This is a genomic window from Bordetella genomosp. 7 (assembly GCF_002261415.1).
Taxonomy (GTDB): domain Bacteria; phylum Pseudomonadota; class Gammaproteobacteria; order Burkholderiales; family Burkholderiaceae_B; genus Bordetella_A.
The window spans coordinates 222,610-247,743 of the sequence record NZ_NEVI01000019.1; the positions used below are offsets into that span (position 1 = coordinate 222,610).

Below are 25,134 nucleotides of genomic sequence, written 5' to 3' on the forward strand. Positions count from 1 at the left end.
AGGCCGTGTTCGTCCCTTCGGCGGGACGGAAATCATGAATAAACTGCTGGATGTCCTGTTTCTTACCGATGACGACGCCGCTTATGCATCGTCTATCGCCGATCTTGCACAGCTGGGTTTCAACGTTCGCCGGTACGCAGAACTGGCCGACCTGTACGCGCACGTATCGCAGCAGGCCGTCTCGCTGATCGTGCTGACCGGCGCACTGCCCAAGATACACCTGGCCACGGCGCAGTTGCGCGCCATGCGGCATACCTTGGGCATCATCGTGCTGGCGCCCTTTGCCGCCGATAGCGAGGCGCGGGTGCGCACGCTCTTGTGCGGCGCCGACGCCTGCCTGGACGTAACCACCGGCGGCCTGGAGCTGGCGGCGGTGTTCCAGTCGCTGTTGCGACGCGTGCCCGAAGCCGCCCCGCCGCCGTACGACCCCGTCGCCAGCCGCACCGGAAACGCCGAACACCCGACCGCATCGGCCGATTCCGAGCCAGCCTTCCCGCCGGGTTGGCGGCTGGCCAGCAAGGGCTGGACCCTGATCGCGCCCACCGGCCAGCAACTTGCCCTGACTACGGCCGAACGAGGCTTCCTGCTGCGCCTGATACAGGCGCCGGACAAAAAAGTCAGCCGCGACACGCTGATTGCCGACGGCCTGCAATCTGGCGAAGCCGCCGACGGCGAACGCCGCGGCAGGTTCGTCGACGTCATGATCAGCCGCATGCGGCGCAAGGCCGCTGCCGTCCATATGCGCCTGCCCATCAAAGCCGTGCACGGTTGGGGCTACATGTTCACCGCCGAAGTCTCCATCGATACCGGCACTCCAGAAGAAGCCACCCCCACGACCGGCCGCGTCGCCCTGGCTGGCTGAAAACAGCCGCGAGGCAGGTGTCTGACACCTTTCCGGTGTCAGACACCGCACTGCCGCCGAGCCGCGCGGAAGGTGTCTGACTCCCTCCGGGTGTCAGACACCGAGCTGTACCGTCCACCCTGTGTGCATGTAATGGCCGCCGCCTCTTCTCTTTCGCAAGGTGTCTGACACCTTTCCGGTGTCAGACACCGGGCACTGCCGCCGAGCCGCGCGGAAGGTGTCTGCTCCCTCCGGGTGTCAGACACCGAGCTGCACCGTCCACCCTGTGTGCATGTAATGGCCGCCGCCTCTTCTCTTTCGCAAGGTGTCTGACACCTTTCGGTGTCAGACACCGGGCACTGCCGCCGAGCCGCGCGGAAGGTGTCTGACTCCCTCCGGGTGTCAGACACCGAGCTGCACCGTCCACCCTGTGCGCATGTAATGGCCGCCGCCTCTTCTCTTTCGCAAGGTGTCTGACACCTTTCCGGTGTCAGACACCGGGCACTGCCGCCGAGCCGCGCGGAAGGTGTCTGACTCCCTCCGGGTGTCAGACACCGAGCTGCACCGTCCAGCCGGAGTGCATGTAATGGCCGCCGCCTCTTCTCTTTCGCAAGGTGTCTGACACCTTTCGGTGTCAGACACCAGGCACTACCGCCGAGCCGCGCGGAAGGTGTCTGACTCCCTCCGGGTGTCAGACACCGAGCTGCACCGTCCAGCCAGAGTGCATGTAATGGCCGCCACCTCTTCTCTTTCGCAAGGTGTCTGACACCTTTCCGGTGTCAGACACCGGGCACTACCGCCGAGCCGCGCGGAAGGTGTCTGACTCCCTCCGGGTGTCAGACACCGAGCTGTACCGCTCAGCCGGAGTGCATGTAATGGCCGCCGCCTCTTCTCTTTCGCAAGGTGTCTGACACCTTTCCGGTGTCAGACACCGCATCGCCGCCGAGCCGCGCGGAAGGTGTCTGACTCCCTCTGGGTGTCAGACACCGAGCTGTACCGCAGCACGCCGGCGCGGTGCCTGCGCGCCTTATTCGAATACGTGCGAAATCGACGCTGCGCCGCCGGGCTTGACCTCGATGGTGGTGTTGTATTCCGGCGCGGCGGGGTTGCGGATGGTGATGCGATGGCGTCCGGGCGGCAGGGTGAGCTGCGTCAGCGGCGGGCTGATCCCTCGCGAGCGGCCATCTACCATCACTTCGCCCCACGGCCGCACATGGACGCGGACGGGCACAGCCGCCTGCACCGGCTCGACCGGCTCCGCGTCGTCGGCCGTCGGCTCACCGGCCGCGGTATCGCCCGGCTCTTCGCCTTCCGTCTGCGCCGGGTCTACCGTGCCGTCTGCACCCGGGGCGTCCGGGGCCGTGGTGGCGCCGGTCGCATCCGAAGCCCCGCCGGCCGGATCCGAAACTCCGCCGGGCGCGGCGGCAGCCTCGTCGGCGCTTGGCGGCTGCGTCGTGCCGGCCACGCCCGGCGCATCGCCGTCGCCCGGCAATGCGGGATCCGGGTTCGCCGGGCCGGGGCCGGCCGGGGTCGCCGACCCATCGGGGGATGGCGGGGCCAGTACGCCATCCGCGCCCCGGACGAGACCGTCCGAGGAAGCCGATCCGGACGGCGCCCCTTCGGCGTCCACCGACCCCTCAGGCGCCGGCGAGCCCCCCGCACCCTGGCCCTGCGGCGCTGACGACCGCGGCGCGTTAAGGTCCGCCAACGCCGGCGGCGCGGGCACTGGCGCGGGTTCAGGCGCGGGTTCAACAGGCGAAGCGGCGCGGCCGGCGGATTGCGAACCCGGCGCGCCCGGACGCAGCCACAGATACACGGCAAGCGCCACGGCGGCCAACACGCCCAGCATCACCAGCAGGGGTACGCGCGGGCCGGCGACGGCGCGCGGCGGCGCCGCCACGGGGGGCAGGTCGGGCTCGGGCTCCACCGGTGCGGCCTGCGGCTCGGGCGGCACAGGCTGCGCAAGAGCGAACCCGAATGCCTGGGCGCAGGCCTGCATGTCGGCCGGACGCGCGCCATGCGTCATCGAGAGCCCGCGGTCGATTGCCTGCAGGAAACCGGCGTCGTAGGCGCCCACATCCCGGCCCTGCAACGGCACATAAGCGTCTTTCACGCAGCGGGCCAGCGCGTCCGGAGGCGGCGCCCCCACCACCAGGGCATGGGCCACGGCGCTCAGCGCATAAACATCCGTCCAGGGGCCGCATGGCCGCTCCGGGTCATCCGTATATTGCTCGAAGGCGGCATAGCCCCTGATGCGCACAGCGCCTTCGGCGTCGGCCGCTGGCGCCAGCGGGGGCGCCAGCAAGTGCGCGCGTCCCGAACTGTCCAGGCCGATGGTGCTCATGGCCACCGCGCCATGCACGTGGCCTTGCGCGTGCCAATCCGCCAGCGGGCCTGCCACATCGGCCAGCACGCGAAGGATCCTGGCCTGCGGCACCCCGCCGCTGGCGGCTGCCGCGATCGCGCTCAGCGGCCGATGGCCGGCGCCGGCAGTATCCCTGCGGGGCAAAGTTGCGGAAGTTGCGCTCATACTAAGAACTCCGGGGCACGTATTGGGTTGCCTGCAAGCCGACGGCCCTAGCGCCAGGCCGGCATCGAGGCGAACAGCCGGGTAAACAAGGCGGCGTTCAGCGCGCCGCCATGCACGTAGGTCTGCAGCGCGGCGCCATCGGTCTGGTTGGTCCACCAGTAGCTGGTGTGCGAACTTGGGTTGAAGCAGAAAGGCAGGTCGGCCCAGGCAGCCAGGCTGCGCGCGGCCACGGGCGCCGCGCCGCTTTCCAGCCCGGCATTGAGTATGTCCATGATGTCGCTGCCGCTGGACCGTTCCACGGGCGGCAAGGCGCCGGGCGTGCGGATTTCCTTAAGCTCGCGGTCGAACTGTTCTGCGGCGCAGCCGTGGCGGACGGCCGACAGCATGCATGCGCCAATCTGCCGGTAGTAATCGGTGGCGCCTTCCAGCATGCCGCTGTGATAGTCATCGGGCGATACGGTCATGACGACGCATAGCGGATACACGCGCCCGACCCGGTCGCGGCTGGGCCCGATGCAGCCCAGTTGCGCTCCGTTGCCGCTGGGGCCGGACGGAATCGCAAAGTTCCAGATCGGCGCATGGGCAAAGCTGCGCACAGCGCCTTCGTCGGGCGCCTGCTTCAGGGCTGCCAGCCCGTATTGCAGCCACCTGTCCCACCAGGCGATCAGTTCGCGCGGCAGGCGTCGGTGCACAAAATCCCCCGCGGCCGGAATCTTGCCGTACCACCCCAGTTTCTCCGTTGCATGGTCCATGTCGGATCCCTTCTGGTCTTTAGCGCCCGGGGCAGGAAAATCCCTGCATTTCGGCAAGATGGAAAGGACTTTTCACGCTGCTGGCCGTGATTTCAAGCACGACCTTGCGGCCGTTGAAGTCGAATGTCGCGATGGTGATCTCGGGCGAGGCTCCGCGGCGCAACTGCGCCTTGTCCAGCAGCCGATTCAGCGCCCACGGACCCGACGCCGACACGCCCGCCGAGCCGGTCTGCGGCGTGAGCTCGATACGCGCCTGGTTGGTGCCGCGCGGGCCCGGCCACTGCACATTGGTGGCTACTTGCGGGCCGTGGGCATAACGCACCGTCTGTCCGTCGACGTCCATCAGGAATTGCGTGATCTCGGCATCCATTTCCAGGGGCCGGATGGCCACCCGGTACGACGGCAGTGGGCTGCCTGCCGTGAAATACACATCGCGGATGACGCCGGCGCGCTGGAACGAATCCAGGTAGGCTGCCTTGTCCCCTTGCTGGCCGTCGATGCCCGGCTTGAAGCGCCAGCGCGACCCCGACACATCGATCTGCGTGGCCAGATGCTTCTGGAAGAAGTCATCCATCATGCCATTGGGCCCGAACAGGCGCGCCATATCATTGGGCGCGACATCGCGCGTGGAACTGCTGGAAAACGGATAGCGCCCCGCGATGGACTGGCGGCAGAACAGCCCGATCGTCGCCGTAACGGTGTCGCCCAGCCGCTCGCGCGTGGCTTCGGATATTTCGCCGGACGCCTTCACAGACAGGGTATTGAGCAGATCGCGCAGGGGCTCGGGCAGCCTGCCGGCCTCGGCGCGCAGCTTGGTCACAACGTCCGAGCCGGGGGCCGGGCTGGCGCTGCGCAACGCGGCGTCGGCAGCGGTCAGGTAGGTGTACAGCTCATTGATCAGCCCGGTGGTGGCGGCGATGGCGGGCGGCACGCCCTGGCCTTCGCTTCGCGCCAGGCGCCGGTACGGCTCGAAATGCAGATCGACAATGCGTTCCAGCTTATCGTCCGTCGCGTCGGCGCGCACGGCCGCGCTGGGCCCGGTGGGGCCGAACATCTGCTCCAGGGCCTCGCGCGTGCTGCTGACCCGGTTGCGAGCCTGGTCCATCAACGACTGGCCATCGCCGGTGTCGCGCAGCAGCGACGTCTCGCGCGCCACGCCCTGCACCAGCTTGACCAGCGGCGACTCCGGCGCCGACAGCGTGCGCGCCATCTGGATGTTTTCAAGCAGCGAGGTAGTGGGCGCCAACTGCAGGTCGTTCAAGTATGCGTCCCACTGCTGCACATAGTCATTCATGTACAGCCGCTTGATATCCACGATCAGCTGCTGCTGGGCGCGCTGGTCCAGAATCCCGGGAGCCTCGATATTCAGCACCCAGGCGTCGTCCTGGCGCAGCAGGTCGGCCACGCGCGACACGCGCTGGTTGAACACCTTCCAGTAGCCGTCGTAGCTGTACAGCGACGGGATGCCCTGGGTCAGCGGCTTGCCGCTCTTGCGCACGAACACGGCGCTGGCCTGCGGCCCGCCCAGGGTGATCGCGGTGTGCTCGCGCCCCGGCTCGTCATTGGCCAGCATGCGGCGCAACCTGCTGTAGGCGCGTTGCGCCAGCGTGTAGCGCGCCAGGTTGTCGCGCGCCTTTTGCACCAGGTCATCGTCGCGCGGGAACGGCGACGACAGCACGCGCCCCTGCACCAGATTGCGCAGGTGCAGCGACATCAGGTCATACTGGCGCCGGGTATAGCCCTCGGGCAAGGTTTTCTGCATGTCCGACAGCAGCCACGCGTGCATGAACTCGGCGTCATAGTGGTCCGCCTCGTACAGCATCAGGTAGGCGCGCAGCGCTTCGTACGAAAACTCCAGATCGTTGGGCGCGGCATTGCGCAACGCCGTCTCGATGCGCCGCGCAATCTGCGGCAACAGCACCTGCTCCAGCGTATCGCGATAAACCCCTTGCGCGGCCGCCTGCAGCTTCTGCCCCTGGTACAAGCCGAACTGGTAGCTCAGGGGCGGCGAATCCAGCTCGAAGTTGGCATGCCGGGGCAGGTACCACAGGCTGTCCAGGAAAGGCATCAGCCCCAGCACATCGCCCGCGCGCGTGATCTTGATGTCGCGCCCCAGCTTTTCCACCGTGGGCACGCGCCGATCGACTTCGGCCACGTAGCCCTTGTTGTTGCGATAGCTGACCGCCCAGCCCACGAGCAATGCCACCAGCAACGCCGCAATCAGGCCGTATCCCGCCCAGTGCAGGCGGCGGTAGCGCCGCTCCCAGCGCAGGTTGCGACCGGCCAGGCCCGCCTCGCGGAAGATGACGTCCTGCAGCAGGCCCTTCAGGAAGTAGCTGCGCCCTTCCCCTTCGCCGGGAGCCGTGGCCGCAGGCGCGAGACCGCCGTCAATGCGCAGGTAGCGCTTGAGGTGGCCGGTGACCTGGTCGAAGGTTTCGCCGCCCTGGGTGCCGCTGGTGAAGTACACGCCGCGCGGCACCAGGCGCGCCTCGTACTTGGACGTGGCAAACACATCGCTCAGGAAATGGCCCAGCACGGCCTGCAGGCCGGCGAACTGCTGCGGCAGCATATAGGCGCGTGCGCGCCGGGCGCCGTCGGTTTCGGCAGCCAGCACTTCCGGCAGCGCCGCGTCCAGCCGCTGCTGCAACAGCCGGTACTCGGCATGAAAGGCCTCGTACAGATCGAAGCCGGGCTCCTGCGTGCGCGTATACGGCAGCGTAAAGCCCCACACCTGCGACAAGTCTTCGCGGCTGAACGAGGCGAAGTATTCTTCGAAACCCGACAGCAGGTCCGCCTTGGTCACCAGCACATACACCGGAAACTGGATGCCCAGCTGCTCGCGCAATTCCTGCAGCCGGCGGCGCAGCACCGCGGCATGCTGCACGCGCTCGGCATCCGACGACGCCAGCAAGTCTTCGACACTGACCGTCAGCATCGCGCCATTGATCGGCTGGCGTCCCCGGTATTTGCCCAACAGCCGCAGAAAGCCTTTCCACTCTTCCTCGTCGCCCGTCGGGTCGCTTTCGTGGGTGGTATAGCGCCCCGCCGTGTCGAGCAGCACCGCGTCGTCGGTAAACCACCAGTCGCAGTTGCGCGTGCCGCCCACGCCGCGCAGCGCCACCTTGCCGAAGCGGTCGGCCAGCGGAAAATTCAGGCCCGAGTTCACCAGCGCGGTCGTCTTGCCCGCGCCCGGCGCGCCGATAATTACGTACCAGGGCAGCTGATACAGATACTGCTTGGAGAACCGGTCGAGCGACAGCCTGCGCTTGTCGCCTTCGAAGCGCGTCTTGCGCAGCAACTCCACGGCCTCGTTGAAACGCTCTTCAAGCTGGCGGATCTCGGGGTTGCCCGGCTCGGGCGCCACCTTCTTCTTGGCAGAGGGTTTGCGCAACTGGCCCAGCAGCTGCGCGTTGAGCCGGCCTTCGCGCCACTTGCGCCACAGCACGCGCAACAGCCACAGGCCGAACATCACGGCAATGACGATGATGCGAGTGGTCTCGCTTTCCAGCGGGCGCGTCGACCCTATGGCGAGCAGGGGCCCGGCGATCCACACCAGCAGGGCCAGCGCCACCAGCCCGAAGAAGTTCCACAGCCCCCGGCTGAACAGGAATCCAAAGACGTTATGAATCATTGCGGCGCACCTTCGACTGTCTCCGAACGAGGCACCGGCGGCACCATCAGCGTGATTTCGACACGGCGATTGCGGGCGCGCCCGGCCGCCGTATCATTGGGCGCCACCGGGTCGGCATCGCCGCGGCCTTCGGCGCGCACGCGCTGCGGGTTGTCCAGGCGCGATTCCAGCAGTTCTTTCACTGCGTCGGCGCGCGCCTGCGACAAATGCCAGTTCGACGGATAGCGCGCCCCGCGCATGGGGATATTGTCGGTGTAGCCGCGCACCAGGATATTGCCCTCGGTTTCGCGCAGGGCGTCGGCCACGCGCGACAACACGGGCAGATACTGTTCGCGCACCGAGGCCGAGCCCGACTCGAACAGCCCGTCGCCGCGCAACACCACGACGCTGCGGTCCACCTCGTCGCGCACGGTTACCAGATCGTCGCGGATCTCGGGCGCCAGGAACACCGCCAGGCGCGGCGACGGGGCCGGACGGCGCACCGGCGCGATCTGCACCGTGGGCGGCCGCAAGGCGCTGACGGCAGCGAATACATCATCGGACTGACGGCTCAGGCTGAAGGCCAGCGCCCAGTAGATCGCCAGCGCCAGCACGCCCGCCAGCGCGCCGAACACCCATAGCGGCACCGGCAGGCGCCGCAGTTGGGTCTGCGCCGGCACGTCCTGCCAGTGCGGCGACAGGGCGCGCGGATAATCGCCGCGCGCCGTCCGCAGAATGCGCAGCAGGCGCTGGCGCAGGGTTTCGAGCTGGGAACGGCCATTGTCGGCCACGCGGTAACGGCCTTCAAAGCCCAGCACCAGGCAGTAGTACAGCAGTTCCAGCAGGTCCAGATGCTGGCTGGGGTTCTGCGACAGCTTGGCCAGCAACTGGAAGAACTTCTCGCCGCCCCACGTTTCATTGTGGAAGGTGACGAGCAGGCTGTGCGCCGACCACACGCCGTTGCCGCCCCAGGGGGTAAGCGCGGCCGCTTCGTCCAGCGCCGTGCACAGGCAATAGCGCGCCCCCAATATGGTTTCATTGGGAATGCCGGCCTGCTGCGCCCGCAGCTCGAACTGGCGGATTTCGTCCAGCAGGTGCTCGCGCAGCATCGCGGGCGACGGATGCGTAGTGGTGGCGCGTATCTGCGGGATCAGGTCCAGCAGCGGATTCGCGGCGGCCACCAGCGGGTTGGAGCCGCTGATGACATATTCGTGAGGCCGCATCCGGCCTGACGCCGATGCGGACCCTTCTGGGATTCCTCCGCCCAGCGGGCCGGGCAGAGCAGTATCGGAAGCGTGCATGATGTCTCCGGACGGTGCCTAGTCGCGCAAGGCCCAGAATTCCATGGAAAGCCCCGGAAACTCGCCGGCCAGGTGCAGGGCCAGCGCGCCCGTGCGCTCGAGCTGTTTCCAGAAATCGCCGCCCTTGTCCAATTCGAAGTACACATGGCCGGCGCTGTAGGGAATCTGGCGCGGCGCCACCGGCAAGGCTCGCACGACCACGCCGGGCAGCTGCAAGTGCACAAGGTCGCGGATGCGCTCGACCGGCCCGATCTTGACCTGTGCGGGGAAACGCGAGCGCACGGTGTCCGAGGGCATGTCGGCGTGTACCGCCAGCACGAACCCGGCCGTGCGCAACAGCTCCAGGTCGGGGATCTGCGCCACGCGCACGCCCTGGCCACGGTCTTGCAGCGGGATCTGCAGCGCATGCTGCTCCAGCACCGCCGACAGCGAACGGCGCAGCTCATTCATCAGTGTGCCGAAGGTGGACTGCAGGTCGTCGTGCTGGTATTCGGGCAGCACCTCGGGGCGGCGCGAGGCCGCGGTATAGGTGGCCAGATCGCAGGCCAGCATCAGCCAGTCGTGGAACAGGCGCTCGGGATGCTGCCATTCGGACTGGCGGGCATGCCACAGCGCGCCGATATAGCGGTTGACGGTTTCCAGCAGCATGAAGTCCGATACCTCGGACACACCGCCGCGGCCGGGCTGGGACAGGCGCGCCGCCAGCGCCTCGCTGCGCGCGTTGAGCAAGCCATAGAGTTCCTGCACATAGCCAAGCAGCAACGGCTGCGTGCCCGCTGCAAGCCATGGCGGCACATAGCGGTCATCGAGCACCACACGATTGTCGGCGCGGCGCTCCTGCACCCTGGCCACGCCCAGGCCCAGCCATTCGTCGCCAAGATCGGTTTCCAGCATCAGCCGCAGACGCAGCTTGCCCAGCTGCAAGAGGGCGGGCTCCAGGCCCATCGAGCCGGAGTCTTCCACTTCGGCCTCTTGCACCAGATAGCGCGCCAGTGAATCGGGTTCGTCTTCGTACTGCACATCGGTGGCCCCGGGCCGAACGCGAGGCAGGGCCAACATGACCCGCACATCCTGGGCATGTTCGGGCACGTCCAGCGCCGGCGGCGCATCGTCCGGGTGCGCGAATTCGAACGGGGTGCCGTCCGGCAGCACCCCGCGCGCCTGTGTCAGCACCAGTTTGCCTACCGCCAGGGCGTCCTGGTCCAGCGCCAGGTCGCTGAAGCCCCAGAAAAACCCGTGCAACGGCCCGGCGCGCCGCTGCACCAGCCCTTCGATATAGCGCTCGAACTGCTGAAAATGCTGGGGGCGCAGAAACATCCCCTCTGTCCAAACGACTTTGTTCTTTTCCGCCATGTGTCAGTTTGCAGTTAAGTTTGCAGGTGGGGGCCGGCCCGCGGCCCGTGTGCGCCTAGAACGGCCACCAGGAACGTTCGCGGTCGGTGACGGCCAGGCCGTTGTCCTTGACCGATATCTTTATCGTCTCTTCGTTGGGCGAGAACTGCCAAACCTTATAAATGTTGGTGTTCTGCGCTTCGGGCAACGGCACCACCAGGCGCCAATGGCTTTTCTCCAGGTCGCGATAGGCCGCCACAATGCCGACCATGCGCGCCTCTGCGCTACCCGCGTACTGCAATATCTTGGTTTCGCCGGGGCGAAGGATGGCCTGGTCCGTGTTCAACAGTTCTTTGCCCAAAGCGGCCTGCGGATCCGTCTGCAACGAGAAAAAGTCGCGCGACTCGAATCCGCTCGATGAGCTCAGTTCGTACACCGTGATCTGTATAGGCGACGGGCGCCCGTTCGCGTCAGGATTCACCTGCGCGTCGGCAGTCAGTTCGATCGCATACGGCACCGGTACGCGGCGCGCGGTGGATGAACATCCCGCGAGCATAAGTATTGCAACAACGCTCGCGCATAACCCTCTAAACGTAAGAATTCCTGAATTACGAAACCACATAATTCGCGAAAAGCCTCCAAGGATCATGGACAAAGGGTGTATCACAAGGGAAAAACAAGAAACTGTCGTGCAAATACAGAAATAGTTACTACTGTTACGGTAACGCTAGTCTGTTGCGCGCTTCGATATCCTTTTCTAACCGCCCGTCATCATTTCGCGGGCAGCCGATGGCTATCATCGGCACTTGCGCCCGCGCTTGCCCGCGCGCGATGTATCGGAGACCTTCCTGATGAGACTCACGGTTCTGCCCCGCCCCGACCAGCCGGCTGCCTCGGCAATATCCGCAGTGTTCCAGGCCCCCGGCGGCACACTGGGTCGCTCCCCCGACACCGACTTGCCCCTGCCGGACGCCGACCGCAGCGTATGCCGGGTGCAGGCGGCGGTGCGCATCAGCCACGGCGCCTGCTATCTCGTCAACCTCAGCAGCATGGGCGCGGTAAGCATCAATGGCCGCGCCATCGGGCGCGACCAGGAAGTGCCCCTGGCCCCAGGCGACGAACTTGTGATCGGGCCCTACCGGATCCAGGCCGAAGACCCGGCGGCCGTCGCCGCGGCCGCCGCCCCGGCGGCCGTCCTGGCCGAGCCCGACCCCTTGCTCGAAAGCCCGCTGCTGGATGACGCGGAACTTGCGCCCGCGGCGGCATACGCATCGCATCAAGACGCCCCCCCTGCGATTCCCCCGGCGCGCGTTGCGGCCCCCGCCTCGGGCCCGGTTGCTGCCGCCGAGCCTACGCCCGCCCCCGTTGCAGCCGAAGCCGCGCCGGCGGCCCAGGCTCCGGCCGAACAAACTTCCGCCCCGCCTCGGGACACAATCACCACCGTCCAGGAGTCTGACTCGCGCAGCGTGTCAGACACCCCAAAAGCGCCCGACACCCCTACGGCACCCGCGCCCAGCGCCGCTTTCCCGGACGCCGCACCCACGGGCTTTGCTTCGGCCGGCCAGCTGCCCCAGGCGCCGCTGGACGACCTCGACCTGCCGCTGGCCGCCGAACCCGCGCCGCCGGCAGACGCCGCGTCCGACCCTTTCAGCGATCTGTTCGGCCCCGGCACCTTGCCGGTGGGCAGTGTGCCCGACGTGTCCGCGCACCCGTTCGACCTGGAGTCGGCGCAGGTGCGCAACCCCGAAGATCCCCTGCGCCAGCTGCCGCGCGGCGACGCCAACGTGCGGGGCCCCCTGCGCGATCCGCTCGACGCGCTGGGCGACAACACCGAAGGCGCACACAATGTCTTCTCGGATTCCACTCCTTCGACGCTCCCTTCACACGACCCGCTGGCCGGACACCGCTCCGACCCGGTCACCGAAACACTCACCCCGCGCCAGCAGGACGACGATGCGCGCGCCGCGCGCGACCACCTGCGCGAATACGGCGCCTACCTCCGGCCCGCCCGCGTCCGGCAGGAAGATCCGGCCGATCCGTCCGGCAAGCCGCCCCGCAAATAGCGGCGCGGCATTGCATTACTCATAGCGGTAACGGAAGTCGCCGTCGGCGGCTTCCAGCTTGACGGCGCGCACCGTGCGCCCGTCCATCGACGCCGTCAGCAGCTCGCGGCTGATCTGCGGCAGCACGGTGTTCGTCAAGATCGCATCGACCATGCGCCCGCCCGACTCCACTTCGGTGCAGCGGGCCACCACCAGTTTCGTCGCGTCAGGGCTGACGTCCAGCGCAATACCGTGATGGTCGTGCAGCCGCCGGCGCACCCGCTCGAATTGCAGGTCGACGATGCGCGCCAGCATGTCGTCCGACAGCGGCAGATACGGCACCGCCACCAGCCGGCCCAGCAGGGCCGCGGGAAACGTCTGGAGCAAGGGCTCGCGCAGCGCCGCCGCCAGGCCTTCGGCGTCGGGCATCAGCGCAGGGTCGCGGCACAAGTTGGCAATGAGTTCGGTGCCGACGTTCGAGGTAAGGATGATGATGGTGTTGCGGAAGTCGATATAGCGGCCTTCGCCGTCCTCCATCCAGCCCTTGTCGAACACCTGGAAGAAGATCTCGTGCACATCGGCATGGGCTTTTTCCACCTCGTCCAGCAGCACCACGCTGTAGGGGCGGCGCCGTACTGCTTCGGTCAGCACGCCGCCCTCGCCATAGCCCACGTAGCCCGGCGGCGCTCCCTTCAGCGTAGATACGGTATGCGACTCCTGGAACTCGCTCATGTTGATCGAGATAAGGTTCTGCTCGCCGCCGTACAGCGCTTCGGCCAGCGCCAGGGCCGTTTCCGTCTTGCCCACGCCGCTGGGGCCGCAAAGCAGGAACACGCCCACCGGCTTGTGCGGATCGGTCAGCTTGGCGCGCGAAGTCTGGATCCGGCGCGCAATCGCCTCCAGGCCGTGACGTTGCCCGATTACCCGCTGCTCCAGCGTATCGGCCAGGCGCAGCACCGATTCGGCCTCGTCGCGCACCATGCGCCCTACCGGTATGCCCGTCCAATCGGCCACCACCGACGCCACCGCCGCCGCATCCACGGCGGGATAGATCAGCGCCGACTCGCCCTGGCGCTGCGCCAGCTCCTGCTGCGCCTGCGCCAGCTCTGCGCGCACCTGCTCGGGGTCTCGCGCCGACGAAGCGGCAGGCGTGCCGTCCGTGCGGCCGGCCTGCGGCTCGTCCGCCCCGGCCGCAGGCGCTTGCTCCGCCTGCCGGGCATCCTCCAGCGGCGCACCCTGGTCCAGCTCGCGGCGCAACTCGAAAACGCGCGCGGCCAGCGCCCGTTCGGCTTCCCAGCGTCCGGCCAGCTCTTCCTCTTGCGCCCGGGCCTGCGCCAGCGCCGCTTCTACCTGCGCCTCGCGCCCTTCGACGCCCGCGCCCAGCCGCGCTTCTCGCGTGGCGATGCGCAGCTCGATCTCCAGCGCCTCGATGCGCCGGCGCGCGTCCTCCAGCGCGGCGGGCACCGCATGCTGGCTTACCGCCACACGCGCGCATGCCGTGTCCAGCAGCGCGACCGCCTTGTCCGGCAACTGCCGCGCGGGGATATACCGGTGCGACAAAGACACCGCCGCATCGATCGCCTCATCCAGCAGCAGCACCTGGTGATGCGCCTCGAGCGTGCCCGCCAGTCCGCGCAACATGCCCAGGGCACGCGGCTCGCTGGGCTCGTGTATCTGCACCACCTGGAAGCGGCGGGTCAGGGCGGGGTCTTTCTCGATGTACTTCTTGTATTCGGACCACGTTGTCGCGCCGATGGTGCGCAACTGCCCGCGCGCCAGCGCGGGCTTGAGCAGGTTTGCCGCGTCGCCGGTGCCCGCGGCGCCTCCTGCGCCCACCAGGGTGTGGATCTCGTCGATGAACAGCACGATGGGGCTGGGGCTTGCCTGCACCTCGTCGATCACGCCGCGCAGGCGCTGCTCGAACTCGCCCTTCACTCCCGCGCCGGCCTGCAGCAGACCAATATCCAGCAAATACAGCGATACGTCGCGCAACGGCGGCGGCACATCGCCGCTGGCCAGCCGCAACGCCAACCCTTCCACGACGGCCGTCTTGCCCACGCCGGCCTCGCCGGCCAGCAGCGGATTGTTCTGGCGGCGCCGCATCAGAATATCCACAATCTGCCGGATCTCTTCGTCGCGCCCGGACACCGGATCGATTTCGCCGGCGCGCGCCCGCGCGGTAAGGTCCACCGCGTACTTCGACAGCGCCGAACCGCCTTGCGCGGCGCCCTCCGCGGGCGCGGCCTCTGCGGCCTGAGCGGTCGCGTCCTCGGGCGAGCCGTGCACAATATCATCCAGCTGCTCAAGCAGCACGTCCGGCACAATGCGCGCAAACTGGTCCGACATGCCCAGCACGACATTGCGCAGGGCATAGGTCTTGACCAGCCCGGCCATCAGGTGTCCGCCGCGGATGCGCCCGGCCCCATAGCGCAACGACCCCAGCACCCACGCGCGCTCCACCGCGTGGTCGATGTGTTCCGACAGGTCGGACACCGACCCTGCGCCGCGCGGCAGCTGGTCCAGCGCCTGCGTCAAATCGGCCTGCAGCCGCCCCAGGTCGACATCGAAGCGCCGCGCAATGCGGTGCAGGTCGCTGTCCTGCGTGTGCACGATCTGGTGGATCCAGTGCACCAGTTCCACATACGGGTTGCCCCGCAGCTTGCAGAACGACGTCGCGCCCTCCAGCGACTGGTACAGCAGGGGGTTGAGTTTGCCGAAGAGATCAATGCGGCCAATGTCGGACATATCGTTGTAGTTCCCGCGAAAAATACGGTTCAATCCGGCCGGGCGCAGCCCAGCGACACCACCACGCTGCCCTCGCCCACCAGCTGTTCGTCGCTGGCCAGGGTCAGCGTGCGCACCCCGGACTCCTTCAAGCGCAGCGAGCCGCTTTGCAGAAAGCTGCGCTGCGCGCCGGCGAGCTCGACCTGCGACGTGTATGTGGCAATGGCCGATTTGCAGCCGCAGTGTCCGATGGATTGCCTGACGTTGAATCGGGCCTGGAGAAGCACCTGGCCATCAGTAGTGGCGCGCATGCCGGGATCAAGCGTCACACACTGCGCCAGCGTGTTGTCCACCTTGATGGCCCCGGCCGCGTGTCCGGCCGATGCGCACAGCCCGGCCGCCAGCACAGCGGCCCGCCGCAACACACTATTTGCCAAGCGTGCCTCCGTCGGCCGGGCCATCGCCCGCATACTCGACCTTGATGACCAGGCTGGCGCGCTGCCCACCGCGCGCGTATGTGCGCAGCAGCGGAAAAATGCGCCCTTCCACCTCGATGCACCCTTGGCTATAGCCCCTGGTGGCGTCGTGCAGGTAGAACCCCGCGCGCACTGGCGAGCACCGATTGCGGGTGGCGGTGTCGGCGGGCTCCAGGCGGGCGCGGCGCGCCCCCCAATTGATCCAGAACGCTTCGCACTCGCCCGCCTCGGGGCCGCGCGGAACAGACTGTATCCCCCACGCCGGCTTCAGGTTGCATGCATTGCGGCCATCGTCCCTGGCCACCCCCTGCTCCGCCAGATACAGGCGGTAGTAGCCCGGCGGCACGGCCCCGTTATCCGCGGCGCACGCCAGGGCGGATCGTTGCGATCCCGGCAGCCCGCTGGCGGCGCGAAACGTTCCGTGGCCGGGCCAGTTCAGCCGCTGGCCGTCATAGATCATGTCATGGTTCACGCGGTCACCTCCTGTTTGTGCCGATGCCGGGCCGCCCGCCGCGCGGCGCGGTCACGCGCTTCGTAGTCCAGCAGTACATCGCGGGCGTCGCCCTGCGCGGGCCGGCGCCGGCCCAGCCAGGACGCCAGCCCCAGCGGCTGCGGCGCGCCCAGCTTCATGCCGCGCACCTCTTCGCGCCTGAGCACCGGGCGCACGTCCCATGCGAGTTCCACGCCGATATAGTCGCGCACCCAGTGCAGCAACTGCTGCGAGCGGCGGCCGCCAGGCAGGAAACTCGCGTAATCGGCGCCGCCGAGCGGGCCGAGTTCGATACGAAATTTGTGCTGCGCGTCGCGCACCGCCGAACCCAGTATGGTTTCCCGCCCCAGCCCCTGGCTGCCAGACAACGACAGGCGTTGCGACGGCTCCAGGCGTATCCACTGCGGCACGAACTCTGCAATGCGCACCGGCACCGAAAAAAAAGTCTGCAGGATGTGCTTCAGGCCCTCGGGGTTGCGCGTCTGGCGGGTCAGGTGCCCCGCCATGTAGAACTTGGCGTGGTCCATCACCGAGTCGCGGCGCATCAGCGACGGCATGCCCATGTGCAGCAGGCTGGCCACGTAGCGCGTAAAACGCTCTTCCCTGCGGTCCAGGCTGACGGTGCTCTGCGCGTCGGCCCAGGCCCGGTAAAACAGCAAGATCAGGCGATGATGGAAAACATCCGCGAACGCCGACAGCGTGGGGTCGCCGTGATGCTGCATGCGCTCGCGCGCGTATTCGGTCAGGTGCAGGGGCAACGGCCCGTTCGGGCCGAACAGCCCGAAACTGTAGATAGACAATTCCGGCGGGCGGCCCGCACGTGCCGGCCGCACCGACACCAGCGTCGACGGCGCAAACGCCATGGACGGCTCCTGGCGCATGCGCACCGGTTCGTTGCGCGGCACCGTATCGCGCCCCAGCGGCGCGCGCGCGCCCGCCCGCGCATCGATCCAGCGCAGCACATTGAACAAGTCGTATGCGTACGGCGCCTGTTCAAGCGCGCGCCAGAAGCCGGGCGGCAGCCCGCTCAGGCCGGGTCCCGGCGCGGCGTCGCCCGCGGGCGCGGGCGTGCCGGCGGACACGGCCACCGGCGCTGCAGGCTCGGTCGCTACACTGGCCACGCCTACCCCATGTGAATCTGCTTGGCGTCCACCTTGACCAGGCTTTCGCCGGTCACCATGGTGTACGACGCGTGCAGCCGCGCGCTCTTGTCGGCGCGGTAGTCCAGCGACCCGGCGCGCACGTGCTCCACCTCTTCGGCGGCGCGGAACGTCACGCGCGACAGGAACGACAGGCGGTCCATGACCGCCTCGTAGGTCTTGCCGATCAACCGCGTGGCGCCCACCGTGGCGTTCACCTCGGCGCCCAGGAACTTCATCTTTTCCGTCACCAGCTGGGCATCCTGCGACTGCAGCTTGAACGCCTCGGTCTCGACGTCCACCGACTTGCGGCCCGCCAGGCGCACGCCCTGCGCGCTTTCCAGCGACACGCTGCCCGAACGCGAGCGCAGCACCAGGTCGCCGGCGGTTTCCAGCTGCGCCAACTCCGGGCTGGCCTGTTCGATCACCGCAATGAGATAAACACGCGTGGGATCGGGCCCGCTGATCAATACCTGGTCTCCCGGCTGGGGCATCAGCAGGCAGCTGGCGGCCTGCCTGGCGTGCCAGGTGCGGCCGTCGCAATCCACGGCGAAGCTGCCGTCCGGTTCGCGCCGCCTGACGGCGCCGATCAGGTGGACGGGATCATAGACGGGGTAATGGCGTTTGACGGCAGCGCTTGTCATGGCGGGTTCCTTGCGTTTGCGCGGCCTATACGGCAGGCCGCGCGCCCATGCGGGGCTTCCAGCGGGCGATATCGCCGCGCTGCAATGTGGACAGAATCAATTCCGACATCATGTTGATCGACACATGCCGGGCGAAAAATTGTTCGAGCACCGCCCCGAACAGATACGGGCTGATGCCGGAAAAAGCCGTCTCGTCGACCTGCAGCCCGATGCGCACGCCCCGGCCATAGACAATGGGGCCCGGCACCGGCAGGCGGTGATGCATCGGCTCGGCCACCACATGCCGCACGCCGGCGATATGCTTGCGCACGACCGGGTCGGCCAGGTTTCCGTATACCTGCAGCATCTCGCGCAGCGTCTGCGCGCCCTGCTCGGCGTCCAGGTCTACCAGGCTCAGGTAATTGAGGCCCAGATGGCTGATCAAGTGCCAGGTTGCCGCGTTCTCGGCCAGCGCGGCATGGGGCCGCGTGGGCCCGTGCAGCACCTTGATCGACGCCACGGGCGCCGACACGCGCAACGTCAGGTCGGTATCGGTGCCCAGCGGCAGCAGCATCGCCAGGTCGCGGTTGGTGCACAGCGTCTCGAGCGTCAGGTGGCGAAGCTGCCCCGAGAACGGCGCCTCGTGGCGGTCGACCAGCGACACGAACACCTCGCTGCCCGTGTAGCCCGTACGGGTACCGTTGCGCTTGGCCTGCTCCGACAGCAGCCGCGGCTCGCGGCGCATCGAGTAATAAGCGCCGTAGTCGTCGGGGTCGCTGCCCAGGGTGCCGTAGAAAGACCTGAACTCCTGTTCCGGCCGCTCCGCCGACGCATGGCCCAGCACGCGGGTCAGCGCAAACACTTCGTAATCCAGCGGCCGGGTGCGGTCTATCACCACATGGTATTCGTTGGTGCGGGGCGTCACCGCAATGCGGTCGGCCCGCTTCGGAAACAGATTGATCACCGGCGCGCAATGCAGCGCCAGGTGTTCGGCCGCGATCGCCCCTTCGAGCTCCGGCGCGGCCGTCGAAAACAGCAAGGTCAGGTCGAACGTCCGCGTTTCGCGGCGCGCGCCGCCAGGCAGCGGCGGCGTGCGCAGGCCGCGCTTCAGGTCGTTCAGGCTGAAAAACAAGTAGCGGCGCGGAAACGCGAAATATTCCTGCAGCAGGCGATAACCCTGGAACACCCGCGCATCGGCGGGCAGCAGCGCCTGGTCGTCCGAAAACCCCTCGTGCCGCACGCAGGACGGCGTCAGCTTGTTGATCCAGCTCACCGGGCGTGCACTGTCGTGGCCCAGCACCGCCACCGTATGGCCCATGATCACTTCCAGGAGCCGCTGCATGGGCAGGTCCTGCCCCGCCAGGTGGAACACCAGCTGGTCCAGGTCCATGTCTTCGAGCCGCACGCCGCCGCACACTTCGATGCGGATGCGCAAGGCGCTCAGCACGCGGCCATTGCGCCCGCCCAGGCCCAGCCGCGCCAGCGGCAGATCGGGTGGCGTGCCGGTGAATTCGGCCTCTACCACCCGCAGCGGCCAAAGCCGCACGTCATGGCCGGTCATGAATTCGCACGGGGTCTGCTCGCCTCGCGGCACCTTGCCGCGCAGCAGTGTGCCGCGCGGCAAGTCAAAGCCGCGCGCCAGCGTGCCTTCGTTCATGCTGGGCGTGAACCGCACGATTGCCATGGCCGGCGTCGGCGCCAGGTAATTGGGGTAGACCACCTCCAGCAGGCGCTGCGAGAACCGCGGAAACTCCGCATCCATCTTCAGATGAATGCGCGCGGTCAGGAAGCTGAAACCCTCGAGCAGGCGCTCGACATACGGATCGGCCACCTCGGTGCCGTGCATGCCCAGGCGGCCGGCCACCTTCGGGTACATCTGCGCAAACTCGGCCCCGAGCTCGCGCATGTACACCAGCTCGCGGTTGTAATAATCGAGCAGGCGCGCGTCCATCAGGCCGCGCCTCCCAGGTCGCGCAGGTCCATGTGGCCGCTTTCCAGGTCGATATCCGTGCGAAACAGAAACTCCATGGGGTGCGGCACGCACCACAGCATGCCCTTGATTTCCAGGCTCAGTACATTGTGGTGTTCCAGCGTGCCCGTATCGGTCACGCAACGGACTTCTACTGAAGAATCCAGGATGCGGGGCTCGAATGCCGCAATGGCATTGCGTATCGAGTCTTCGACATCAACCCAGTCGATCTCCGACATCCGCTTGCCCGCCATGGCGTGCACCCCGAAATTCAGCGCCGAATCGGGCACCTGGGGATACGGCGACAGGTCATCGGTCGTTTGCAGATTCACCGTATTGAGCAGCCAGCGCAGGTCGCGCAGCACCGCCATGCGCAATTCCGCATGTGTCAGCATGGCGGCATCACGCACTTCCTGCCGCCGCGAAGGCTCGTTGTCGGTCAGGCGATCCAGCAAAGACGGCTGCAGCCGATCGCGTGCCACCCGTTCGCTGCGTGGCAGTTGATTCCATGGCCGCAGGCCTCTCGCCTCGGTCTGCTCCATATCAACGCGTCTCCAGTACCCGCACGTCCAGCAGGGCATGTTCGCCCTGGTCGGTGATCCACATCTTCTGGCCCAGCCCCAGATAGCTGTCGTCGTGCAGGGCCTGCCAATCGGTCATGCGCCCCAGGCGAACGGCCTCGGGCAATTCCGCCAGCGCCTGGCCCGGCGGCGCAGGATAGCGGGCGGGCACCAGGCCGAGCTGCGTGCGTCCGTCATCCAGCGTGATCTCGGCCTGCGCCCACACGATGTCGCTCAGGCCCTCCGGCGCCAGCAGCCGCACCGAACGCAGCGCGCTGAACGGCAGCCAGCCATAACGGCCATTGGAAATGAACTCAAAAACAGGCCCCAGCCTGCTGTCGCCGTCGGCGATCCATTCATACGCCGCCGGTTCGCCGGCGGCATTCTGCAACTGCCCTGCCCGCGCCTGGGCAGCGTCGTAGGCGCGCGCGCGCAGCTGCGCCGCCTGTTCCGGGTTGTCGGCGTCGAGCCGCAATGCCTGCAGCATATCGGCAAACCAATCCGGCGCGGCGCCGAAAAACGCAGGTTCGCCCTGGCCTTGCAGCACACTTTCGCGCTGGCGTTCAGCCGCGATGGCCTGTTCGTAGATCAAGGCCATGGGCTGCGCCTGCTTATTGAACTGGGCGCACAGCTTCAGTTGGTCGGACGCGCGGCTCCAGTCCCCTTGCACGGCCATCAGCTGGAACAGCTGGGCGCGCAGGTCGGCATCGGCCGGCTGGCGACGGATCCGGCCCTGGATGTCCTCCAGGTGCTGGGACAAGCTGCTTTCACGCAGCGCGACGGTGGGTTTGGTCATGAAGGCACCGCGGAAAGAAACGAAAAGCCGGCGCACGGCTTAGAGCCGCGCGCCGCAGAAAGAGAAGCCAGGCCAGGCCTTAGCCCACTTCCTTGTTCTGCTTGATGTCCCAGGCAACCAGGCTTTCCGCGCCCTTGCCGCCCTGCTCGGTCTGCTCCCAGTATTGCTGCTTGACCTTGGCGGCCTGGAACGCGTAGTTCACCACCACGGATTCCGAGTTCAGCTCGCCCGACAGCTGCACCGACGACACCAGCACATCTTCCAGGGTGATCTTGGTGTACTCGACCTGCTGGCCGCCGGCCTTGCAAACCGACAGTTCGATCCTGCTCAGGTGTTTGCCGCTGGCGCAGTGCTTCATGACGGCCGGGGCCGCCTTGTCGATGCGCGCAACGACATGCAGGTCGTTGAAGCTGGCTTTGCCGGCGCCCAGGCCGCCGCCGCTGGCCATGTTGCCGGGTTGAGTGGCGCCCCACGAAAACGAAATGATGTCCGTCCAGTTCTTGTGGTTGGCGTCCTTCGACTCGCCGTTGGCGCCGTCGATTTTCATGAACATGTCAACAGCCACTTCTCTCTCCTAAGTTGCAGTCACGGCACGATGTGCCTTGAAAAAAATGCCCATCAACCGTCGTTCTTCTTCAACGACGGAAGCTTGGACACAAGGCGCAGCGACACGGTCAGCCCTTCGAGCTGATAATGCGGCCGCAGGAAAAACTTCGCGGAGTAATAACCGGGGTTGTCTTCGATTTCCTGAACCTGGACCTCGGCCGCCGCCAGCGGCTTGCGCGCCTTGGTTTCCTGGGACGAGTTGACGGGGTCGCCGTCGACGTAATTCATGATCCAGTCGTTGAGCCAACGCTCCATGTCGTCGCGCTCGCGGAACGAACCGATCTTGTCGCGCACGATGCACTTCAGGTAGTGGGCGAAGCGGCAGCAGGCAAACAGATACGGCAGCCGGGCCGACAACTTGGCGTTTGCCGACGCGTCGGCATCGTAGTATTCGTGCGGCTTCTGCAGCGACTGCGCGCCGATGAACGCGGCAAAGTCCGAGTTCTTGCGATGCACCAGCGGCATGAAGCCGTTCTTGGCCAGCTCGGCCTCGCGCCGGTCGCTGATGGCGATCTCGGTGGGGCATTTCATGTCGACGCCGCCGTCGTCCGTGGGGAACGTGTGGCACGGCAGGTTTTCCACCGCGCCGCCCGACTCGACACCGCGGATCGACGTGCACCAGCCGTACAGCTTGAACGACCGGTTGATATTGGCCGCCATGGCGTATGCCGAGTTGGCCCAGGCATAACGGTCGTGGTTGGCGCCGTCGGTGTCTTCCTCGAAATCGAACTCGTCCACCGGGTTGGTACGTGCGCCATACGGCAGGCGCGCAAGAAAGCGCGGCATCGCCAGGCCGATGTAGCGCGAATCCTCGGACTCGCGCAGGCTGCGCCAGGCCGCATATTCGGTGTTGGTGAAGATCTTCGTCAGGTCGCGCGGGTTCGCCAGTTCCTGCCACGAATCCATCTGCATCACGTTGGGCGATGCGCCGGCAATAAACGGGCAGTGCGCCGCCGCGGCAATGCGTGCGATCTCGGTCAGCAGCTCGACATCGGGCGGGCTATGGTCGAAATGGTAGTCGCCCACCAGGCAGCCGATGGGCTCGCCGCCGAACTGGCCGTACTCTTCTTCGTATACGCGCTTGAAGATCGGGCTCTGGTCCCAGCCCACCCCTTTGTGGCGCTTGAGCGTACGGCCCAGTTCCTTTTTCGAGATGCACATTACGCGGATCTTGAGCAGCTCGTCGGTCTCGGTGTTGGTCACCAGGTAGTGCAGGCCGCGCCAGGCGCCTTCCAGTTGCTGGAACTCGGGATGGTGCAGCACCAGGTTGATCTGCTCGGACAACTTGCGGTCGATCTCGGCGATGATGGCCTGGATCGTACGGTAGGCGTCCGACGACACCGCCACGCCGCTGTTCTCCAGCGCCTGGTGCGCCAGCGTGCGTACGGCGTGTTCGACCGCTTCGCGGGCCTGTTCGGTCTTGGGCTTGAATTCTTTCTTCAGCAGCGCGGACAGGCCGTCCGCCTCCAGGGTTTCGGTAGTGCGGGCATCCGCGCGCTTGGCCACTGCAGTCATGGCGATCTCCGTTATGGTTTATTTCGCGGCCGGATCGGCTTCGGACTCGTCCGCCCCGGGGCTGGCGCCATCGCCCTTCGAGGCAGCATCGGGGTTGGGCGCCGCCGCCAGGGCGTTCATCAGCGCAGGGTTCTTCAACACTTTGCCGATCAGCTCTTCGGCGCCGGCCTTGCCGTCCATATAGGTCAACAGGTTGGCCAGCTGGGTGCGGGCCTCCAGCAGCTCATTCAGCGCGCCGACCTTGCGCGCCACCGTCGCCGGCGAAAAATCGTCGATGCTCTCGAAGGTGACATCCACGTTCAGGTTGCCCTCGCCCGTCAGGGTATTGGGCACCTGGAACGCCGCGCGCGGCTGGATCGACTTCATGCGCTCGTCGAAGTTGTCGATGTCGATGTCCATGAACTTGCGTTCGGACACATCCGGCTGCGGCTCCGCCGACTTGCCCGCCAGGTCCGCCATCACGCCCATGACGAAGGGCAGCTGAATCTTGCGCTCCGCGCCGTAGATTTCGACGTCGTATTCGATCTGCACGCGCGGCGCGCGGTTGCGTGCAATGAACTTCTGCCCGCTGCCCTTCAGTGTCGTTGCCATGTTCGTTCTCCTGTCCTGGTATCAGTGCGAATACGCGGGCGCATCACGCGCCAGGTCCGCCGCCGGCATCCCTGGGCAGCCAGGCCTCGAACTGCTCGAGGCCCTGCGGCGCCAGATTCTTCATAATGTCGTGAAAGCTCATCGAGATCAGCTGCTGCGCCCGCCGTATCAAATACGGAGCCGGGTGGCTGGGCTCATGCACCTCGAAATAAGCGCACACCTTGGCGAGCATGGCCGCCGCTTCTTCGCGTGTCTGAATCTGCGCGTCCTGCCAGCGCATCGCGGGCGCGGCCGCCTGTGCGGCAGGGGTCTCCGCGCTTTCGGCGATTGCGTCCCCGGTTATTTCTTCCGGCTGCGGCGCGGTGCCGGAATCATGCAGCACCTGCTGCACCATATCGAGCGTGCGCAGCGTCCCGGCGTAATCCGGCACCCATTCCTGGCCAAGGCGGCTGGCGACCTGCTGCTGTATGCGGCGCAACGACTGCGCGGCGGTGACAACCGCCTCGAGATCGGCGTCCTGCCGCAGCGAAGCCTGGCGCAGATGTTCTACCAGGCGGGCGCGCCCGCCGGGATAAAAATCGGGATCCGACCGGCTGCCGTCCAGCACCGACTCGGCATCGCGCAACGACAACTGTCCGTGCACACCATTTACCAGGCGGCTCGATCGCGCGCTGCGAGCGCATCCGGCCACGTCGCCCAGCGAAGCCAGCGCATTGATGCGCGGCATGGGATCGTCTTCGCCCACGCTGTCCAGCCGGGGATGCACCGACTCCCAATAGCGGTCGAGCGTGTCGGCCACCAGTGTCACGCCGTCGGCGTAGCCGGGCAGCCCGCGCGTCTCGGTCCACGCCTGGGTCAGGTAACCCATGATGCGCACATCGCGCGTGCGTTCCAGCAGGCCGCGCGCCAGCTTCTCGACCTCGCGCCAATCGGGAGGCTGGGCGGGAATGATGGTCGAGCCGAACTGCTGTTCGCTGCGCTCCACCGCAGCTTGCTGCAGTTGCAGAAACTCGGCGTCATATTCCAGGTCTTCACCACATGGCAGGCGAGGATCCAGAGCGGTCAGAATGTCGGCAAATTCCATGATCCCTGTCGCATAGGGATAACCCCGATACGTTAAAACAGCCCATCTCCGGCTAACTGCCGCGGAAATCCGAATTCTAGGCAGAGCATGTGTTATTTCCTGCAATCATTAACAGCTACTGTTGTTTCTTACTTTTTAATAACAATTGACAAC

At 66.8% G+C, this 25,134-nt stretch carries 20 protein-coding genes; 2 read left to right on the plus strand and 18 right to left on the minus strand.

Annotated features, from left to right (window positions below):
- The first annotated feature begins 34 nt into the window (after window positions 1-34).
- Complete coding sequence (locus CAL18_RS15445) at window positions 35-862, plus strand: response regulator transcription factor (RefSeq protein ID WP_038852103.1); 828 nt, start codon at window positions 35-37, stop codon at window positions 860-862.
- A gap of 1,006 nt (window positions 863-1,868) precedes the next feature.
- On the opposite strand, the gene CAL18_RS15450 is transcribed toward CAL18_RS15445, so the two are convergent.
- From CAL18_RS15450 to tssJ, 6 genes are read right to left on the minus strand one after another with little or no spacing between them, the layout of a single operon-like run.
- Window positions 1,869-3,371 (minus strand): PEGA domain-containing protein, encoded by a 1,503-nt coding sequence (locus CAL18_RS15450; RefSeq protein ID WP_094797300.1) that lies wholly within the window; start codon window positions 3,369-3,371, stop codon window positions 1,869-1,871.
- A gap of 47 nt (window positions 3,372-3,418) precedes the next feature.
- Entirely contained in the window at window positions 3,419-4,123 is a 705-nt protein-coding gene (gene tagF / locus CAL18_RS15455; protein ID WP_026639049.1) for a type VI secretion system-associated protein TagF, read from the minus strand.
- Window positions 4,124-4,142: 19 nt separating this feature from the next.
- A complete protein-coding gene (gene tssM / locus CAL18_RS15460; protein ID WP_094818235.1) occupies window positions 4,143-7,754 on the minus strand; it encodes a type VI secretion system membrane subunit TssM in 3,612 nt (1,203 codons plus the stop codon).
- Complete coding sequence (locus CAL18_RS15465; protein WP_026639047.1) at window positions 7,751-9,034, minus strand: DotU family type VI secretion system protein; 1,284 nt, start codon at window positions 9,032-9,034, stop codon at window positions 7,751-7,753. The genes tssM and CAL18_RS15465 overlap by 4 nt, the downstream gene beginning before the upstream one ends.
- An 18-nt stretch (window positions 9,035-9,052) precedes the next feature.
- Entirely contained in the window at window positions 9,053-10,387 is a 1,335-nt protein-coding gene (tssK, locus tag CAL18_RS15470) for a type VI secretion system baseplate subunit TssK (RefSeq protein ID WP_094818236.1), read from the minus strand.
- Between the two features lie 55 nt (window positions 10,388-10,442).
- Window positions 10,443-10,988: a type VI secretion system lipoprotein TssJ gene (tssJ, locus tag CAL18_RS15475; protein ID WP_094818237.1), complete on the minus strand. Its 546-nt coding sequence runs from the start codon at window positions 10,986-10,988 to the stop codon at window positions 10,443-10,445.
- A gap of 229 nt (window positions 10,989-11,217) precedes the next feature.
- On the opposite strand from tssJ, the gene CAL18_RS15480 reads away from it, so the two are divergent.
- Window positions 11,218-12,429, plus strand: coding sequence for an FHA domain-containing protein (locus CAL18_RS15480; RefSeq protein ID WP_141217776.1), 1,212 nt, complete (start codon window positions 11,218-11,220; stop codon window positions 12,427-12,429).
- 15 nt (window positions 12,430-12,444) lie between these two features.
- Here CAL18_RS15480 and tssH read toward each other — a convergent pair whose 3' ends face one another.
- The 12 genes from tssH to tssA all read right to left on the minus strand — a co-directional run bounded on the left by tssH (window position 12,445) and on the right by tssA (window position 24,981).
- Window positions 12,445-15,153 (minus strand): type VI secretion system ATPase TssH, encoded by a 2,709-nt coding sequence (gene tssH, locus CAL18_RS15485; protein WP_094818239.1) that lies wholly within the window; start codon window positions 15,151-15,153, stop codon window positions 12,445-12,447.
- Window positions 15,154-15,182: 29 nt separating this feature from the next.
- Window positions 15,183-15,569: a DUF2195 family protein gene (locus CAL18_RS15490; RefSeq protein ID WP_170940371.1), complete on the minus strand. Its 387-nt coding sequence runs from the start codon at window positions 15,567-15,569 to the stop codon at window positions 15,183-15,185.
- Entirely contained in the window at window positions 15,559-16,080 is a 522-nt protein-coding gene (locus CAL18_RS15495; protein ID WP_026639041.1) for a DUF2778 domain-containing protein, read from the minus strand. Before CAL18_RS15495 ends, CAL18_RS15490 begins: the two co-directional genes overlap by 11 nt.
- Entirely contained in the window at window positions 16,077-17,180 is a 1,104-nt protein-coding gene (gene tssG / locus CAL18_RS15500) for a type VI secretion system baseplate subunit TssG (RefSeq protein ID WP_432759145.1), read from the minus strand. Before tssG ends, CAL18_RS15495 begins: the two co-directional genes overlap by 4 nt.
- 41 nt (window positions 17,181-17,221) lie before the next feature.
- Window positions 17,222-17,881, minus strand: a complete 660-nt coding sequence (locus CAL18_RS15505; protein WP_094818241.1) for a DUF3540 domain-containing protein — start codon at window positions 17,879-17,881, stop codon at window positions 17,222-17,224.
- A 25-nt stretch (window positions 17,882-17,906) separates the two neighbouring features.
- Entirely contained in the window at window positions 17,907-19,811 is a 1,905-nt protein-coding gene (tssF, locus tag CAL18_RS15510; RefSeq protein WP_026639038.1) for a type VI secretion system baseplate subunit TssF, read from the minus strand.
- On the minus strand, window positions 19,811-20,371 hold the full coding sequence (tssE, locus tag CAL18_RS15515; protein WP_051423696.1) for a type VI secretion system baseplate subunit TssE: 561 nt from the start codon (window positions 20,369-20,371) through the stop codon (window positions 19,811-19,813). The genes tssF and tssE overlap by 1 nt, the downstream gene beginning before the upstream one ends.
- 1 nt (window position 20,372) lies before the next feature.
- The gene (locus CAL18_RS15520) at window positions 20,373-21,185 is read right to left on the minus strand and encodes a type VI secretion system accessory protein TagJ (RefSeq protein WP_094797304.1); all 813 of its coding nucleotides are present in this window, start codon (window positions 21,183-21,185) and stop codon (window positions 20,373-20,375) included.
- 79 nt (window positions 21,186-21,264) lie between these two features.
- Entirely contained in the window at window positions 21,265-21,750 is a 486-nt protein-coding gene (locus CAL18_RS15525) for an Hcp family type VI secretion system effector (RefSeq protein ID WP_026639035.1), read from the minus strand.
- Between the two features lie 53 nt (window positions 21,751-21,803).
- Window positions 21,804-23,306 carry a type VI secretion system contractile sheath large subunit gene (gene tssC / locus CAL18_RS15530; protein ID WP_026639034.1) on the minus strand — a complete coding sequence of 501 codons (1,503 nt, stop codon included), beginning with the start codon at window positions 23,304-23,306 and terminating at the stop codon, window positions 21,804-21,806.
- An 18-nt stretch (window positions 23,307-23,324) separates the two neighbouring features.
- Complete coding sequence (gene tssB, locus CAL18_RS15535) at window positions 23,325-23,897, minus strand: type VI secretion system contractile sheath small subunit (protein WP_026639033.1); 573 nt, start codon at window positions 23,895-23,897, stop codon at window positions 23,325-23,327.
- A gap of 43 nt (window positions 23,898-23,940) precedes the next feature.
- A complete protein-coding gene (gene tssA, locus CAL18_RS15540) occupies window positions 23,941-24,981 on the minus strand; it encodes a type VI secretion system protein TssA (protein WP_094818242.1) in 1,041 nt (346 codons plus the stop codon).
- Between the last annotated feature and the right edge of the window lie 153 nt (window positions 24,982-25,134).

What these genes read in the sequence shown, in the direction of transcription:
- CAL18_RS15445 (WP_038852103.1), top strand. Translation starts at nt 35, where the DNA reads ATGAATAAACTGCTGGATGTCCTGTTTCTTACCGATGACGACGCCGCT.
- CAL18_RS15450 (WP_094797300.1), bottom strand. Translation starts at nt 3,371, where the DNA reads ATGAGCGCAACTTCCGCAACTTTGCCCCGCAGGGATACTGCCGGCGCC.
- tagF (WP_026639049.1), bottom strand. Translation starts at nt 4,123, where the DNA reads ATGGACCATGCAACGGAGAAACTGGGGTGGTACGGCAAGATTCCGGCC.
- tssM (WP_094818235.1), bottom strand. Translation starts at nt 7,754, where the DNA reads ATGATTCATAACGTCTTTGGATTCCTGTTCAGCCGGGGGCTGTGGAAC.
- CAL18_RS15465 (WP_026639047.1), bottom strand. Translation starts at nt 9,034, where the DNA reads ATGCACGCTTCCGATACTGCTCTGCCCGGCCCGCTGGGCGGAGGAATC.
- tssK (WP_094818236.1), bottom strand. Translation starts at nt 10,387, where the DNA reads ATGGCGGAAAAGAACAAAGTCGTTTGGACAGAGGGGATGTTTCTGCGC.
- tssJ (WP_094818237.1), bottom strand. Translation starts at nt 10,988, where the DNA reads ATGTGGTTTCGTAATTCAGGAATTCTTACGTTTAGAGGGTTATGCGCG.
- CAL18_RS15480 (WP_141217776.1), top strand. Translation starts at nt 11,218, where the DNA reads ATGAGACTCACGGTTCTGCCCCGCCCCGACCAGCCGGCTGCCTCGGCA.
- tssH (WP_094818239.1), bottom strand. Translation starts at nt 15,153, where the DNA reads ATGTCCGACATTGGCCGCATTGATCTCTTCGGCAAACTCAACCCCCTG.
- CAL18_RS15505 (WP_094818241.1), bottom strand. Translation starts at nt 17,881, where the DNA reads ATGACAAGCGCTGCCGTCAAACGCCATTACCCCGTCTATGATCCCGTC.
- tssF (WP_026639038.1), bottom strand. Translation starts at nt 19,811, where the DNA reads ATGGACGCGCGCCTGCTCGATTATTACAACCGCGAGCTGGTGTACATG.
- tssE (WP_051423696.1), bottom strand. Translation starts at nt 20,371, where the DNA reads ATGGAGCAGACCGAGGCGAGAGGCCTGCGGCCATGGAATCAACTGCCA.
- CAL18_RS15520 (WP_094797304.1), bottom strand. Translation starts at nt 21,185, where the DNA reads ATGACCAAACCCACCGTCGCGCTGCGTGAAAGCAGCTTGTCCCAGCAC.
- tssC (WP_026639034.1), bottom strand. Translation starts at nt 23,306, where the DNA reads ATGACTGCAGTGGCCAAGCGCGCGGATGCCCGCACTACCGAAACCCTG.
- tssB (WP_026639033.1), bottom strand. Translation starts at nt 23,897, where the DNA reads ATGGCAACGACACTGAAGGGCAGCGGGCAGAAGTTCATTGCACGCAAC.
- tssA (WP_094818242.1), bottom strand. Translation starts at nt 24,981, where the DNA reads ATGGAATTTGCCGACATTCTGACCGCTCTGGATCCTCGCCTGCCATGT.